Origin of the sequence: Erwinia sp. PPS120, from assembly GCF_047918655.1 — a bacterium.
GTDB classification, from domain to species: domain Bacteria; phylum Pseudomonadota; class Gammaproteobacteria; order Enterobacterales; family Enterobacteriaceae; genus Erwinia; species Erwinia tasmaniensis_A.
Window position 1 is genome coordinate 128,131 of the sequence record NZ_JBLREF010000008.1, and the last position, 14,372, is coordinate 142,502.

Below are 14,372 nucleotides of genomic sequence, written 5' to 3' on the forward strand. Positions count from 1 at the left end.
GGAGAGAAAAATATGAAAAAGCCGCTGGGAATTCTGGCGCTGGTCACTTTATTATCGGCCTGCGCCCACCCGAAATTTGCTGGCTGTAACGATGTGTCCTGCAGGCCGGTCTCTGACGATCATGCCATGACCATCTGGTGGCAGCCGGATATGCGCAACGGGCCATTCGATTACTCTCAGGCATCGGTAAATGAATGATGCAGGTTGAGGGCATAGCGGCCTTTATGCGTGCCTGGCAGCAAGGTGAAGCCTGCTGCTGGGCATTACAGCCCGGGAACGCGTTAATCTTTGCCCCCCTGCCCGCGCCCGTGCTGACGCTACGTATCCTGCCGGGTTCACGCCGTGACGACCTCGTACGTCAGGTGTTAACCTGGCGCTTCCAGCATTCAGACCGCTATGAGGGATGCTATATCAGTATGGATGCCGATGGTGCCCTAAGCCTGATCTGTTTCCCCACTGACGATGATGATCCGCACGATCTCATTACCACACTTTGTGCGCTGGGGGATGTACGTTAACGGGCTGCGCGCCATACCGGTCAGGTTGTTGCGTATCCTGGCTGCACCCGCCATGGACAACAATACGCAGTGAGATAATTAAACGTCATTCATCTCCAGCACTTCATCAAGCTCCTGATCCTCCAGCTCCCTCAGCAGCCGGTAAACCTGCGCTACGGCCTTAAGCGTTTCGCGAGGAATGTATTCACCCTCTTTAACCGTGCGGAACAGCGTACGGGTCAGCCAGACAAAACGGATAACCGGCATATTTCGCTGCTGTGCGTAAGCGATAATATCCTGCGCCTCGTAGCCCTCTGCTTTATAGAGCAGCCGCGGCAAGGGAGTTTCACCGGGGCGATAATAGAGACCGACCGCGAAATGCGTCGGATTGATTAACACCATGTCCGCCTCTTCCACCGCCACCTCCCGGCGTGCTGGCTTCGGCGCTTCATTAAGGATCTGCTGCGACATGGATTTCCGGTGCCCCTTCATGTGCGGGTCGCCTTCGCTCTGCTTAAACTCGTTGCGGATATCCTCATGACTCATGCGCTGCTGCTTAAGAAAAAAGTACTTTTGCAGGCCGAAATCCAGCGAGCTCATCACCAGCAACAGGGCCAGGGTTTCCCGGACAATTTTCATAAACAGCGCCAGAACAGACTGCCAGAAGCCGTTGAGGTCATCACTGTAAGCCAGCTGCGCCAGTGGGCCGAGATCGGGTTCGATCGCCAGGTAGAACACCACGCCGATAGCCACTGATTTCAACACGCTGGTAAGCAGCGAGGTGAATTTTTTGGCAGAAAACATATTCTTTAGCTGACCCACCGGATTGATGGCGTCAAATTTAGGCTTAATGGCCTCGGTCGCGAACAGCGGGCCAAACTGGATCCAGCCGCCAATAATACGCAGCAGGAAAATCAGCGCGCAGACAATGCCGCAGAAATAGAGCAGCACCATCAACCCGTCGGTAGCCACCTCCTCCATCGCATGGCCGAAAGGATCGTTCAGCCGGGCAAGAGGCAGCATAATCATCGACTCCAGCCGCGCCATGCCACCCTGTACCAGCGCAAAAATCGTCTCCATAACGCCGATGCAGATCAGCAGTTTGGGGATATCCGGCGTCTGGCCGACCTGACCCTTTTTACGCGACTCCTTGAGCTTTTGCGGCGTTGCATTTTCGGTTTTTTCGGCCATTACCGCGTCACCCCGCGCAAAATCTGGCTCATCTGGGGAATGAGATCTTTGAGCTCGAACAGGCGCTCGCCTGCAACGTAGTTAAGGATCGGCAGATAAAGCACGAAAAACAGCATCCCCAGCAGGCATTTTGCCGGCATGGCCAGCACCGTCGCCTGGAGCTGAGGGCTGTAGATACTGAGGATACCAATGCTAAAATCAACCAGCAGCAGCAGGGCCACCAGCGGTCCCGCGTAGAGAACGATGTGGGTAAACACGCCCGCCAGCAGCGTCTGATACACCTTGAAACCCGCTTCACCGGGAAAGGGCAGCCACTGCATCGCAGGCCACAGCCGGTAGCTGTCCCAGATTATTTGCGTCAGCGTTGACAGTCCTAAACCCAGCACCAGCAGCAGGATAACCGACTGTTGCATCAGTACCCCCAGCGGTGTGGCATCCGGGCCAAGCTGCGGATTAAGCTGCCCGCCCATTAACGCGCCGCGCTGGTTATCAAACAGCGCGCCGACCGATTCAAACAGCCAGAACGGCATCGCCATCAGCAGGCCAATCACCACGCCGATCGCTATCTCTTTTAGCGCCAGCGCGGCCAGCACGAACAGGGAGGGATCCGCCAACGCCAGCTGCTGTTGGATCATCGGCGAAGGGAACAGCGCCAGTGCCAGCACGATAGCCGATCGCAGGCCCCCCTTGATGACATTAAACGAGAAAACCGGCGACAGCAGCAGGCAGGGGAATATGCGGGCCATGGCGAGCGTGACCGCAATAATAAAGTGGTAGCCATCATAGAGGACGCTATTCCACATATCAGTACTTCACGTAGGGCATCATGGCGAACGCGTTCTGCGTCAGCTCAATCAGCTGAATACCAATCCATCGCCCGCTCAGCGCCAGCGCCAGCCCCACCGCCACCAGTTTGATGGCGAAGGGCAGCGTCTGATCCTGAAGCTGCATCACGGCCTGGAGCAGCGAGACGATCACGCCAACAATGACTGCCACAATCAGCGGTGGCGCGGAGAGCACCACCACCAGCAGCATCGCCTGACGAAACAGCGTTAGAATATCCATCTGTTCCTCACATATAGCTATAGAACAGGCCGTCAAGCAGCCGTGTCCAGCCACTTACCAGCACGAACAGCAGGATCTTCAGCGGCAGGGAGATGGTCATGGGTGACACCATCTGCATCCCCAGCGCTAGCAGGACGTTGGAAACAATCAGATCGACGACGATAAAGGGGATATAGATCAGAAAGCCAATCTTGAAGCCGTTCTGTAGTTCCGACAGCACAAAGGAGGGGATCAGCAACAGCGGGCTGTCGTGCTGTACGCTTTGTGCCATCTCTTTTGGCCACATGCGCTGCGCATTTTCCTGCAGATGCGTCAGAATGTCGGCATCGGTGTTCTTTACCATAAATCGCTTTAACGGCTCCACGCCGTTGCTCACCGTATAATCCAGCCGTTCGCTCGACTGCGTATCAATCGGCAGCGCCTTAACCCGCTGACTCATCTCATTAAATACCGGCGCCATCACAAACAGCGAAGCCGCCAGCGCAATGCCATAGATAGCCATGTTTGGCGGCACCTGCTGGACCCCCATCGCGTTGCGGGTGAGCATCAGCACCATAGATATTTTTAAAAAACAGGTGCAGACAATCATCAGAATCGGGATCAGCGACAGTGCCCCAAGAAACAGGGCAAGCGTCATCGGGTTGAGCGAAAGTGAATCCATTGATTATCAAGCGCTCCCGGACAGAGGGTCTTTGCTGGCGGGCAGCAGGTGGGTGATTTGCAGGCCCAGCCTGCCCTCTACGTCGACCAGTTCCCCTCTGGCCAGCGGATAGTCGCCGTGGCAGAGCAGCGCCTCGCCGGGCTTCACGTTATCAATCATCACCATCGCGCCGGGACTGAGACGAGTCAGTTCACCCAGCGTCAGTTTCAGCTGGCCGCAGCGAACCGACAGAGCGAGGGGCAGAGGGGCAAAGTCAGTTGCCCCGCTGGTCGGTTCGGCGTCCCAACTGGGGTCCGGTGGGTTGAGATTCTCTTGCTCATACTCGTCATGGGTAAGGGTCACGTTACTTCTCTCCATCTCGGTAAGATAAAAATGGGCCATCGTGCCGGGCTGCTGCTGCAATTCGCCCTGCAACTGCCAGCCAGCGCTGCGAATCGTTCCCCGCCCCTCTGGGGTGAAGTGGAGCGTCTCAGGCAGCAATACATCCCCGCAGCGCAGGGAGTGTAGCCCGGCAGGCGACAGCACTAATTCGCCGACGGTAATCGGCAGGCTAAGCATCATGCAATCCGGTAAAGGTTGCGCGTCCTGCTGCCATCCGGTTTTATTAATAAGTTGTTCCAGGCTCGCGGTGCTGAGCGCCAGCAGGCTTTCAGCCTGCTGTTCACCTCGCACCAGCGTCAACATCAGCAGCATGTCAGCGGGTCCGGCAACAGACTGCGTAAGGGATAAGTGGCCGAACAGCGCAAGAAGTTCGGCAGAAAGTTGCTGCTGCCACCACGGCCAGTACCAGGCCTGCTCGGGCGCTTCCGGCTCAAGGGCAAACAGCGGACAGGTGGACATCAGCGAGCAGACCGCCTCCGCGTCGGAAAACTGTAGCGAACCTGCGTCACAGACCCAGTGGCTCATCCCTTCAGGGTAAGGCCCGTTCGCCAGCGTAAGCCGCAGTGTGCCAGGCTGGCCTGCCAGCGTAAAAGGCCATGAACAGCCCGCACCGATGCGCTGCCGCAGACGGGCATGTTGGGCAGAGACCTGCCGTAATGACAGGGCCGTCATGCCTCAAGCGTCCGATCGTTATCAGGCTGGCGACGCTCGATGCGCAGGCGAATACGGCAGGCCATGCGCTGGCGAAGTGACAGGCGACACCGTTCCTGATGAGGCAGCAGCGCCCGCCAGGCACCGGACTCCAGCCGCAGCGCAATATCCCAGCCGCCACCCGGCAGCGAGGCTATCTGCGCGTCAACGTTGCCAAGCTTCGGCAGCATCAGGGTCAGCATCATCTCACCCGGCGGGATCCCGGTCAGCGACGAAGCCAGTGCCGGTTCAATCTCCTGCCACAGGGCCATCGCAGGCGGAGCAGACGGCGTCGCCGTCTCCCCCGTCGGGGTAAACGTCTGCTGCGGGTCCGAACCGCCCCCGTTAAGCGTCAGTAAAGGCATCATCACATCGTCACCCTTTTCCAGCAGGGCGCTAAACAGATCGTCCTCTTCCTCTGATGGCCGCTTCACCTCGCTACGCGACGCAGGCCGACCGGATGCGGTACGCTCCTGGCTACGGCTGGATGGCGATGGGGCGCCACGCTGCTGCCCGGGGGCTGGCTCCGGCAATCGCGCGGATCGCGGATCGGGCCGCGCGGGTCTTCCCGGTAATATCGGATGAGCCTGCGCACGACGCTGATTTTCACGCTGCTGTTGCGCCTGGCGCTCAGCGGCCTGACGAAGCTGATGCGCAATGGCCGATTCTGAAAGAGTACGGATCATGCAAATCTCTCCTGCTGTAGCAAATATTCCAGCTTTTCTACTTCCCGCAGGCGACGTCGTGTCTCCTGCTGTGCCTGCTCCACTTTTACCTGCTGCTCGCCGTGCTGCTGCGCCAGCTGGTGAAGTTTCATCTGTTCTTTATCAACCCGGTCGGCGGCCTGCTGCTCCTGCTGTATGGCACGCTCCAGCCGGAATTTTTCCTGACGTACGCCGCAGTTCTGTCCGTCAAATGCCCGACGTACCTGCTGGTAATCCTGCCGCCGCCCGGCCAGCCGTTCGTCGGCCTCGGCCTTTTTTTCGACCAGGCTACGAAGCGCCCTCTCCTGCTCACGCTGCTGACGCTCGCTGCGGCTCAGCCGCTGTCGTCGGATGGGCAGCAGCAGGTTAAGGGTACGCTGTAGCTCGACCGCCGAGGGATCGGCGGTCAGTTCGGGTTCGGGATTAGCGCGGCGGTGCATGACGGCTTACCTCGGCAAGTTGAGAACAGGTGAGATCGAAGCTGGAGGGATCGCGCATCGACTGCTGGAGATAACCGTTTATCGCATCCTGAGCCTGCACTGCCGCATCGGTCAGGCTGTCGTTACCCGGCTGGTACTCGCCGAGACGGATCAGCATTTCTACCTGCTGCCAGGCGGCCATCAGACGACGGACGTCGGTCGCCTCGCTCACCTGCTGCCGCGCCACCACGCTGCTCATGGTTCGACTCAGGCTGGCCAGCACGTCAATGGCAGGATAGTGGCCACGCTCCGCCAGCTTACGGGTGAGCACGATATGCCCGTCAATCAGCGATCGCACCTCGTCAGCCACCGGATCGTTCATCGAGTCCTGTTCGATCAGCACCGAATAAAGGGCAGTAATTGCACCGGTGGCGGTTTGTCCGGCGCGCTCAAGCAGCGTTGGCAGCAGGGTATAGACCGAGGGCGGCAGGCCGCCGCGACCGGGCGGCTCGCCCAGCGCCAGACCGATCTCTCGCTGGGCGCGGGCAAATCGCGTCAGGGAATCGAGGATCAGCAACACACTTTTGCCCTCATCACGAAAGGCTTCCGCAATGGCGGTGGCGGTAAAGGCCGCCCTTGCACGCTCCATGCTGCTGCGGTCTGAGGTGGCGCACAGCAGCACGGTGCGGCTGCGCAGTTCGCTGTCCAGCTCGTGGTCAAGAAACTCGCGCAGTTCGCGACCGCGTTCGCCAATCAGGCCAAAAACAATCACATCGCAGGGCGTATTGCGCGCCAGCTCAGCCAGCAGCGTGGTTTTACCACAGCCTGCGCCGGCGAAAATTCCCACGCGCTGGCCGACGCCCAGCGTCAGCAGGCCATCAATGGCCCGCATACCGGTCGGCAGCGGCGTATCAATGCGGGGGCGTTCGGTGGGCGGAGGCGCATCCCCCAGTACGGGTTTGATGCCTTCACGGTAGCCCTCTTCCGGCTCGGCAAAGGCGCTGATGCCGCCCTGCTCAACGGCACGACCAAAACCATCCAGCACGCTGCCTAACAGCTGCGCTGAGACGCGAATACTGTGGGGCTGATAGAGCGGCGTCACTCTTGCGCCCTGAGCAATGCCATCCAGCTGGCCCAGCGCGGAAAGCAGAGTGTGCTGTGGATTAAAACCTACCACTTCGGCCAGTACGCGGCGGTTATTTTTGCCCTCGATGCGGCACAGGTCGCCAATCCGCGCGCCGGGCAGGCTGCTTTCAAGCAAAATGCCGCTAATGCCCGTAATGCGGCCAAAGACGCTGACGGGCGCAAAGTTTGCCAGCCGCTGCTGGTGTCGCTGCGTCCAGCCGCGAATTAGCTCATTGACCTCCAGCCTCACCAGTTCACCTTGATATGTTCACTGCCGGCAAATTCAACTTCACTGGAGGTAATGGCTACCAGACGCAGATCTTTCACCTGGTCACCAATAAACAGGCGTTGACCGGCGTCGGTCACCACGTTCGCCCGTTTGCCGGTGGTTATCTGCACAATGCGGAACGGCAGTTTGGCACTGCGCAGGCGGGTGGTATTGACCAGCTTTGGCACCACGTTGTACTGCGCCTCAAAGCGCACCAGCATTCTTTCAAGGATCTGCAGCTGCTCTTTGTTTAACTCGCCCTTCAGAATCATCGTGCCTTTGCCCATATCGATTTTAACGCCGGGCGTCAGTCCCCGATCGCGCAGCATCGCCACCAGCGGCGGGCGCACCTCCTGTAACGTCTCCAGTACCTTACGGTTAGAGCCGCTGGTAGAGGTTTGCGCCACGGTGGGTTGTAGGATCCAGCTAATAATGGTAAAGCTCAGCAGCAGGATCAGGCTGATGGAGAGTACCTGAACCCCGCGCGAGAAGGTGGGTGACGGTACAGGGGGCGCCTCTGAGGGGGCAGGTTGTGCTACCGGCGGCGCTACCGGCTGAGGCGCCGCGGCCATGGTTTCCCACGGGCTGTCTGCGGGTGACAGGCTGAGCCAGACCTCACCCAGCGCGAACGGGTGGTCGACAGGAAGTGGATCCAGCAGGTCGATATTCTCTCCGGCTGCGGTACGCACTTTGCCTTCCACTGCCTGCAGCAGCCAGCGTTCCTCCGCAAAAATCAGCGTCGCATGTTGTGCGGCCACCCCCGCATCCGTCAGTTGCAGCCCGGCGTCCTCACTCTGTCCCAGGATCCATTCTCCCCCGGTGACGGGAAGTGCCGCCCCCTGGTGACGGCCTGTTAACACGCGTAGCTCAAACATTTTTCAGCTCCTAAGCATCAAAGGACTCGGCTGAATCGTCCAGGTCCAGGCGACCCACCACATTAATCGACAGATTTGATTGCAGCTCGGCGAAAGAGAGTACCGGCACCTGATGAAATTCATCCTGAATCAGACCGCGTAGCGGACTGCGCAGATCCTGAGCGACCAGCAGCACGGCAAACGCAGCACCGCCAGGCGCGAAGGCGTTGTGCATCTGGGCAAGGATCGCCATATTTTGCTCCTGCGTCAGGGCGAAAAAGACCTCGCTCTGGGTCTGGCGCAGCGCGTCACGCAACTGCTCCTCCATTTCCGGCGTAAGCAGCCAGACGTGCAGGCCGTCCTCCTGGCTGTACTGGTAGCAGATGTGCTCTTTCAGTGAGATACGAACCAGGTCAGTAAGCAGGCTGATATCGCGTTCGTGCTGGCCGTGTTCAATCAGCGCCTCCGCAATTGCCCGCACCGAGCGCAGCGGAATGCGTTCAGAAACCAGGTTTTGCAGCACGTTAGAGAAACGGGCGATGGGCATAACGCGCTGTAGCTCCTGTGCCAGCTCTGGCTGCTCCGTCTCCAGCCAGCCCATCAGCGCCCGCGTCTCCTGAAGTCCAATAAAATGCGGTGCGCTGGCGTGGATGGCATTCTCCATCCGCTTCATCAGCAGATCGTGAAAGCCCCAACGGGCTGGTTCGTCGCTCTGCAGCAGTGGATGGTCGGGCGGGAGCCACAGCAGGTCGCCCTCACGTCGGGCATCGCTGCCGGGGATCACCCCCTCCTCCTCTGCCAGCCTCTCATGTTCTTTGCGGCTCACCGCCAGCAGAGGGACGCGAAATGTGCCGATCACCCGGGGGATTTCATACACCGAATAGCGGAATTCATCGGCAGGCAGCTGATCCTGAAACTCAATATCAAACGCCGGCAGGGTAAAGCCGTAGTTATAGACAATGCTGTTGCGCATCCGGCGAATAGCCTGCACCAGCTCCAGCGTCTCCGCCGAGCCGCGCGCACCGCTGGGGAATTGCAGAAGATAAGGCCGGGTAGGATTAAACTGGCGCAGATCTTCGGTACCGTTCAGTTCGGGCGGCACCACCTCGTTCTCCATCTGCGGCTGGTTTGATACCAGCTCGCGCCGCGCCCGCCAGACCTGAAAGCTACCGGTCGCCAGCGTCAGTACCGACAGCACCACGAATACGCCGGTGGGCATACCCGGCAACAGCGCAAAACCGAACATGCCGATAGAGGAGAGGATCCAGGCCTTTGGCTGGCTGGTCAGCTGTTCGGCTATCTCGCGGCCAATATTGTTATCCACGCTATTGTCGCTGTCCGATGAGACTCGCGTGATGATCATCCCGGCGGTCAGCGAAATCAGCAGCGCCGGGATCTGCGCGATCAGGCCGTCACCAACGGTCAGCACGGAGTAGGTTTGCATGGCATCGCCCGCGGGCATACCCAGCTGCATTACGCCAATGCTGAAGCCGCCGATCAGGTTGATAAACAGAATGACCAGCCCGGCTATCGCATCCCCTTTAACAAATTTCATGGCCCCATCCATGGCGCCAAACAGCTGGCTCTCCTTAGCCAGATCGATCCTGCGGCGTTTGGCCGCGCCAACGTCAATCAGACCGGCACGCAAATCGCTGTCGATGGACATCTGCTTGCCCGGCATGGCATCCAGGGTAAAGCGCGCAGCAACTTCGGCCACCCGCTCTGACCCCTTGGTAATAACCAGAAAATTCACCACGGTGAGGATTAAAAACATCACCATGCCCACGGCCAGGTTACCGCCGACCACAAAGGTCCCGAACGCCGCCACAATATGACCCGCATCCTGCTGGACCAGGATCTGCCGGGTGGTGGAAATCGACAGTGCCAGGCGGAACATGGTGGTCAGCAGCAGCACTGCCGGGAAACTTGAGAAGGCCAGAGGTCGGGGCAGGTACATGGCCAGCACCACCAGCAGGGAGGAAATACAGATATTAACGGCAATCAGGGTATCGATCAGCCCCAGCGGCAGCGGGATAATCAGCATGAAAACAATGGCCATCGCAAACATGGCGCCAATGATTTCAGAACGCTGCATCGCCGCCAGGGCAATGCGATTCAATATCAGAAAAATGCCGTTCATCGCCTTCCCCTGCTAGCTTTTAGCCGCTGCGTTATTCTCTTTATTCACCAAAGCCGCGATCACATCGCGCAGCATATTCAGCGCGGGCGAACGTTTTTTACGGTCCTGCCACAGCATCACTGGCATCTCGTGTACTAGCGGCAGCAGGCCGTTGAAGAACAGCATTTGGGCAGCCGGATGTGTCCCCGCATAGTCACTACCGAGTTTTTTAATATCCCTCCCCTCCAGCCCATTATGTGCAAAGCCAAGCAGGCTGCGGGTCAAATCAATAGCACCCAGCGCCGCAGAGGGAATTTTCCCTCCTGAGCGCAGCCGTTCGAGGAGCTTACCGCTGCCTGCGAGTACGTGGCTTATCTGCCCGGCCTCGCTGAGGCCAGTGTGGATTTTGTGTAGCGAACGGGAGGAGAGCGAGGGCGTCAGCGAAGCAATATCTTCAGACAGCGCCCGCTGTAGGGTACGCAGCCCCGGCATAAACGCCTCATGACCAAAGCGTTCCAGCAGGCTGTCGAGGATCACCGAGGCCGACTGATGTTTCACAATGCCACGGTAGTAAAGGTTGCGCATCGACTGCTTTTCGGTGGGATCGGTGGTAAAGCTGGCGATGGCGGGCGCAGTATTCAGACCGGCTCTGACCTCTTCTCCATAGCTGGCATGCAGCTTATCCAGCCCGCTGCTGGCGGCAGCGGCGGTCTGATGGTCACCAGCACGATCGGCCTCGCGCAGGGTCATACGTAGCAGGAGATCGCAGCGGGCCGGATCCCCTTCCGCTGCGTCGACCAGCGCACTGGCTTCCGGCTCCCCTTCGCCGCGTAACACGCTGCTCAGCGCGCTCAAACGCGTCTCCAGCCGATCCTGCTGCTGACCATCGAGCATTTGATAAAGCTCGCCCAGCCGCTCAATACGCTCTACGGCACCACGATTACTGCGCAGGTGGGCCGTATTAATCTGACGGCGCGCCAGTCCTTTGCTCTTTTTCTCCATCTTCTCGCTGAACAACATACCAATCTCTTCCAGCGAGTCTGACAGGGAATCCGCTGCCGAGCGGGTATTCACCGCTCGCGTCTGCGTATTCGCACCGTCCACGGCACTCTTAGCCGCGGACGGGGTATCCTGTTTCAGCAGCATTTTAGACAGTGCCTGCTGAGAATGAAAAGTGGACTGAATTTTGATCATGGCAAACTCAATGTGATGAACAGGATGTCATTACGTGGCCGAAACTGACCATAAGTTCCCAACCGCGTTAACCCTCCCCTGCAAAAAAAATAACTCTTTTCGGAGGAAACTTTACCCGCGCGTTATTAGTGAAAATTGTGGCACAGATATTTCCCCCGAAAGTAAGACTTTTGTCTCAGATAATTCTTAAGCAAATAGCCCGGCGCAGTAATAATAAGCTCTGAGCAAAATTTATCGGTCTGGCACACTCCTTGCAATATCTAATAAAACCCGTTTAACTATTTCAGGAGTCATGCAATGTTAACGACCTCAATAGCAGAAGTGGCATATACATCTGAAGCATCCGCGGCAGTTTTATGGCAGGACATTCTTTGCCAGCAGAATCGCAAGCTGATTAACTTTATTCGCAAGCGCGTATCAAACCGCGAAGACGTTGAGGATATTGCCCAGATGACCTGTGTGGAAGTGCTGCGCAACAGCCATAAGTTTCTCGGCGCATCGCGCCCTGAGACATGGTTGTTTGGTATTGCTGCCAACCTCATCCGCAACTACTATAAAACGCACCAGAATCGTTTTCTGTTCGACAGTCTGAATGAAGATAATGTGATTGAACTGATCCAGGAGTGCGACCCTGTTGATATTATTGCTAATGATCAACTGCTTACCCTGATGGCTACCTCCATTGATAAACTCCCTGCTGATACCCGTGAAATGCTCACGATCCTGGTCGAGCGCAATGGCAGCTACCAGGATGTCGCCACGTCGCTTGATATCCCGCTTGGCACGGTGAAGTCACGCTTGTCCCGCGTGCGTGAGACGCTTAAAAGCACAATAAGCTGACTAAAGCGAACTTTTTAGCGGAAATAGTGGAGGAAAATTTTATATTTAGCGCTGGGTCAATATTCAGATCATTTAAGGTAGTCACTGTAGTAAATATTTGTTGTAATTAGTCTCTCAGGTGTAGAATCTTAGTTAATGTAACTGAGTGGTAATAGTTATGCCTGAACTTTCTTTCCTGTCTGTCATACAGAGAGAGCCATGCTTTCATCTGAAATATTCAGTCTCAATGTGAGCAAAAGCTCGCTAAATGCGCGGGCAATCCTGCCCGACTTTGCGCTTGACAAAGTGAATGACGCGATTTATTTAGTCGGCCACGACTCCAGGCTGGTATATATCAATAATAAAGCCTGCGAGATGTTAGGTTATAAATATCAGGAGCTGATTCGTTTAAGCTATTCCGACGTTGAGGGCGAACTTCAGGATCCCGATGTCGCCGCGCTCTGGTGGAAACTGAGTTTGCGTCCTGAGGGTATTCGCTTTACATCTCAACATCGGATGAAAAACGGTGAAATTATTCCCGTCGAGGTCAGCTCCAGCGTATATGAGCATCAGGGGCAAAACCTGGTCCTCTGCGTGGTACGCGACGTTCGCGAACTCAGGCAGCGGACCGAGCGCTATCTGCAACAGGAACAGCAGTTTCGCTCGCTGGTGGAAAACTCACCGGATCTGATTGCGCGTTTTGATACCCAGATGCGCTGTCAGTATGCTAACCCGCTGGTGCTTGAGCTGACCGGCTGTAGTGAAGAGCGTGCGCGCGGGTGGCGTCTGACGGATTCCATTCCCTTTGATGAAGTGGGCATGCGCCTGTTCCGTCTGGTGTCGAACACGCTGGCCAGCGGAGAAAAGAGCGAGGCCGAGCTGGAAGCCCACTACGGTAAACGCTCAATGGTCCTGCACGTTCGCTGCGTGCCGGAATACGATCTTAAGGGCGATATTGTTTCAATTTTGGCCGTGGGTCGCGACATCAGCCGCCTGCGCGAGGTCGAAAACGAAGTACGGGCAGCTCACTATCAGCTGCGGCTGCTGGCCAGTAAGCAACAGCAGCAGTCCGAGGATGAGCGTAAACATCTGGCACGCGAAATTCATGATGAGCTGGGTCAGCACCTGACCAGCCTGCGGGCTGGCCTGTCGCTAATTGGCATGCAGGCCAGCAGCCCGTCTCAGGTGACGCAGCAGGTAGACTATCTGATGACGCTTATCGACAGCACAATTCAGGTGGTGCGCGATGTCTCCACACGCCTGCGGCCAAATATGCTGAACATGGGCCTGGTGCCCGCGCTGGAGTGGCTGCGCGACGAGTTTGTAAAAACCAGCGGCTGTAGCTGCATGCTGATCGTTCCGGAAACGAAACCGGTGACTCTGTGCGATCGCGCGGTAACGACAATATTTCGCGTCGTTCAGGAGTCGCTGACCAATATATCCCGACATGCCCAGGCCAGTAAGGTATCCATTATTGTGCAGGCCTCGCGCGACGCGCTGCTTATTCAAATCCGCGATAATGGTCGGGGTTTCCAGATGCAATCCGTGCGTAGCGATGCTTTTGGCCTGCTGGGCATTCAGGAACGGATGGATATGCTTGATGGTCAGGTCACCATCAATAGCCAGCCCGGTGAAGGCACCCAGCTGGAATTGACCCTCCCTCTGTCGGCAAAAAAGCCGTGATCGCCGGCTGCGCCGGGCTTAATAAGGCAGTATCAACGAGGGAACCAGAATGAATGACGTGATACGACTGGTCATTGCCGATGACCACGCGCTGATGCGTGAAGGATTAAAGCAAATTTTTGCGCTGGATAAGCGCCTTTCCGTGGTGGGTGAAGCGGGAGATGGCGGTCAGGTACTTGAACGGCTGCGCCTCGGCGGTCTGGATCTGCTGCTGCTGGATATTTCTATGCCTGGCATCAGCGGTGAGGAACTGATTAAACGGATCCATCTGCAATACGAAAACCTGCCGATTCTGGTGCTCAGCATGTTCAATGAGCCGCAGATCGCCCGCCGGGTATTAAACTGTGGCGCACTGGGTTATATCACTAAAGATAAAAATCCTGATGCGCTGCTGACGGCGATCCGCAGCGTGGCGGGCGGATCGCGTTATATCGATCACGACCTGGCACAGGAGATTGTTTTTGCAGAGTATCAGAACGGTAACCGGGCGCTGCACGAGACACTCACCACCCGCGAACGGCAAATATTGATGCTGCTGGCGCACGGTGAGACGATCAACGCCATCGCACAAACGCTTTCAATCAGCAATAAAACCGTCAGTACCTATAAGTCACGCATGATGGATAAAATGCAGTTCTGCAGTAACGCCGATATTGTAAAGTACGCAATAAGCCATCATCTTGTGCAGTAATTTCAGCTGAC

General features: G+C 57.2%; 16 protein-coding genes. 5 read left to right on the forward strand and 11 right to left on the reverse strand.

Annotation, left to right across the window (positions count from 1 at the left end):
- Positions 1-12: 12 nt before the first annotated feature.
- Positions 13-198 carry an HrpT family type III secretion system protein gene (hrpT, locus tag ACLRGG_RS05435; RefSeq protein WP_416248773.1) on the forward strand — a complete coding sequence of 62 codons (186 nt, stop codon included), beginning with the start codon at positions 13-15 and terminating at the stop codon, positions 196-198.
- The gene (locus tag ACLRGG_RS05440) at positions 195-518 is read left to right on the forward strand and encodes a hypothetical protein (protein WP_416248774.1); all 324 of its coding nucleotides are present in this window, start codon (positions 195-197) and stop codon (positions 516-518) included. The genes hrpT and ACLRGG_RS05440 overlap by 4 nt, the downstream gene beginning before the upstream one ends.
- Positions 519-596: 78 nt before the next feature.
- Here ACLRGG_RS05440 and sctU read toward each other — a convergent pair whose 3' ends face one another.
- Genes sctU through sctW form a run of 11 tightly spaced genes read right to left on the reverse strand, consistent with a single transcriptional unit; the run spans position 597 to position 11,168 of the window.
- On the reverse strand, positions 597-1,688 hold the full coding sequence (gene sctU / locus ACLRGG_RS05445) for a type III secretion system export apparatus subunit SctU (RefSeq protein WP_416248775.1): 1,092 nt from the start codon (positions 1,686-1,688) through the stop codon (positions 597-599).
- Positions 1,688-2,491 carry a type III secretion system export apparatus subunit SctT gene (gene sctT / locus ACLRGG_RS05450; protein ID WP_416248776.1) on the reverse strand — a complete coding sequence of 268 codons (804 nt, stop codon included), beginning with the start codon at positions 2,489-2,491 and terminating at the stop codon, positions 1,688-1,690. The genes sctU and sctT overlap by 1 nt, the downstream gene beginning before the upstream one ends.
- A gap of 1 nt (position 2,492) precedes the next feature.
- The gene (gene sctS, locus ACLRGG_RS05455) at positions 2,493-2,753 is read right to left on the reverse strand and encodes a type III secretion system export apparatus subunit SctS (RefSeq protein WP_067705464.1); all 261 of its coding nucleotides are present in this window, start codon (positions 2,751-2,753) and stop codon (positions 2,493-2,495) included.
- 7 nt (positions 2,754-2,760) lie between these two features.
- A complete protein-coding gene (gene sctR, locus ACLRGG_RS05460) occupies positions 2,761-3,414 on the reverse strand; it encodes a type III secretion system export apparatus subunit SctR (protein WP_416248777.1) in 654 nt (217 codons plus the stop codon).
- A 6-nt stretch (positions 3,415-3,420) separates the two neighbouring features.
- Complete coding sequence (locus tag ACLRGG_RS05465; RefSeq protein ID WP_416248778.1) at positions 3,421-4,467, reverse strand: FliM/FliN family flagellar motor switch protein; 1,047 nt, start codon at positions 4,465-4,467, stop codon at positions 3,421-3,423.
- The gene (locus ACLRGG_RS05470; protein WP_416248779.1) at positions 4,464-5,171 is read right to left on the reverse strand and encodes a type III secretion system HrpP C-terminal domain-containing protein; all 708 of its coding nucleotides are present in this window, start codon (positions 5,169-5,171) and stop codon (positions 4,464-4,466) included. The genes ACLRGG_RS05465 and ACLRGG_RS05470 overlap by 4 nt, the downstream gene beginning before the upstream one ends.
- A complete protein-coding gene (locus ACLRGG_RS05475; RefSeq protein ID WP_416248780.1) occupies positions 5,168-5,629 on the reverse strand; it encodes a type III secretion protein in 462 nt (153 codons plus the stop codon). Before ACLRGG_RS05475 ends, ACLRGG_RS05470 begins: the two co-directional genes overlap by 4 nt.
- On the reverse strand, positions 5,613-6,959 hold the full coding sequence (sctN, locus tag ACLRGG_RS05480) for a type III secretion system ATPase SctN (RefSeq protein ID WP_416248811.1): 1,347 nt from the start codon (positions 6,957-6,959) through the stop codon (positions 5,613-5,615). Before sctN ends, ACLRGG_RS05475 begins: the two co-directional genes overlap by 17 nt.
- A gap of 20 nt (positions 6,960-6,979) precedes the next feature.
- Positions 6,980-7,876 carry an FHA domain-containing protein gene (locus tag ACLRGG_RS05485; protein WP_416248781.1) on the reverse strand — a complete coding sequence of 299 codons (897 nt, stop codon included), beginning with the start codon at positions 7,874-7,876 and terminating at the stop codon, positions 6,980-6,982.
- 10 nt (positions 7,877-7,886) lie between these two features.
- Complete coding sequence (gene sctV, locus ACLRGG_RS05490) at positions 7,887-9,995, reverse strand: type III secretion system export apparatus subunit SctV (protein WP_416248782.1); 2,109 nt, start codon at positions 9,993-9,995, stop codon at positions 7,887-7,889.
- Between the two features lie 12 nt (positions 9,996-10,007).
- Complete coding sequence (gene sctW / locus ACLRGG_RS05495; RefSeq protein WP_416248783.1) at positions 10,008-11,168, reverse strand: type III secretion system gatekeeper subunit SctW; 1,161 nt, start codon at positions 11,166-11,168, stop codon at positions 10,008-10,010.
- A gap of 297 nt (positions 11,169-11,465) precedes the next feature.
- On the opposite strand from sctW, the gene ACLRGG_RS05500 reads away from it, so the two are divergent.
- The 3 genes from ACLRGG_RS05500 to ACLRGG_RS05510 all read left to right on the forward strand — a co-directional run bounded on the left by ACLRGG_RS05500 (position 11,466) and on the right by ACLRGG_RS05510 (position 14,361).
- Positions 11,466-12,008, forward strand: a complete 543-nt coding sequence (locus ACLRGG_RS05500; RefSeq protein ID WP_416248784.1) for an RNA polymerase sigma factor — start codon at positions 11,466-11,468, stop codon at positions 12,006-12,008.
- Between the two features lie 198 nt (positions 12,009-12,206).
- On the forward strand, positions 12,207-13,670 hold the full coding sequence (locus ACLRGG_RS05505) for a PAS domain-containing sensor histidine kinase (protein ID WP_416248785.1): 1,464 nt from the start codon (positions 12,207-12,209) through the stop codon (positions 13,668-13,670).
- Between the two features lie 49 nt (positions 13,671-13,719).
- A complete protein-coding gene (locus ACLRGG_RS05510; protein WP_416248786.1) occupies positions 13,720-14,361 on the forward strand; it encodes a response regulator in 642 nt (213 codons plus the stop codon).
- Positions 14,362-14,372 lie beyond the last annotated feature (11 nt).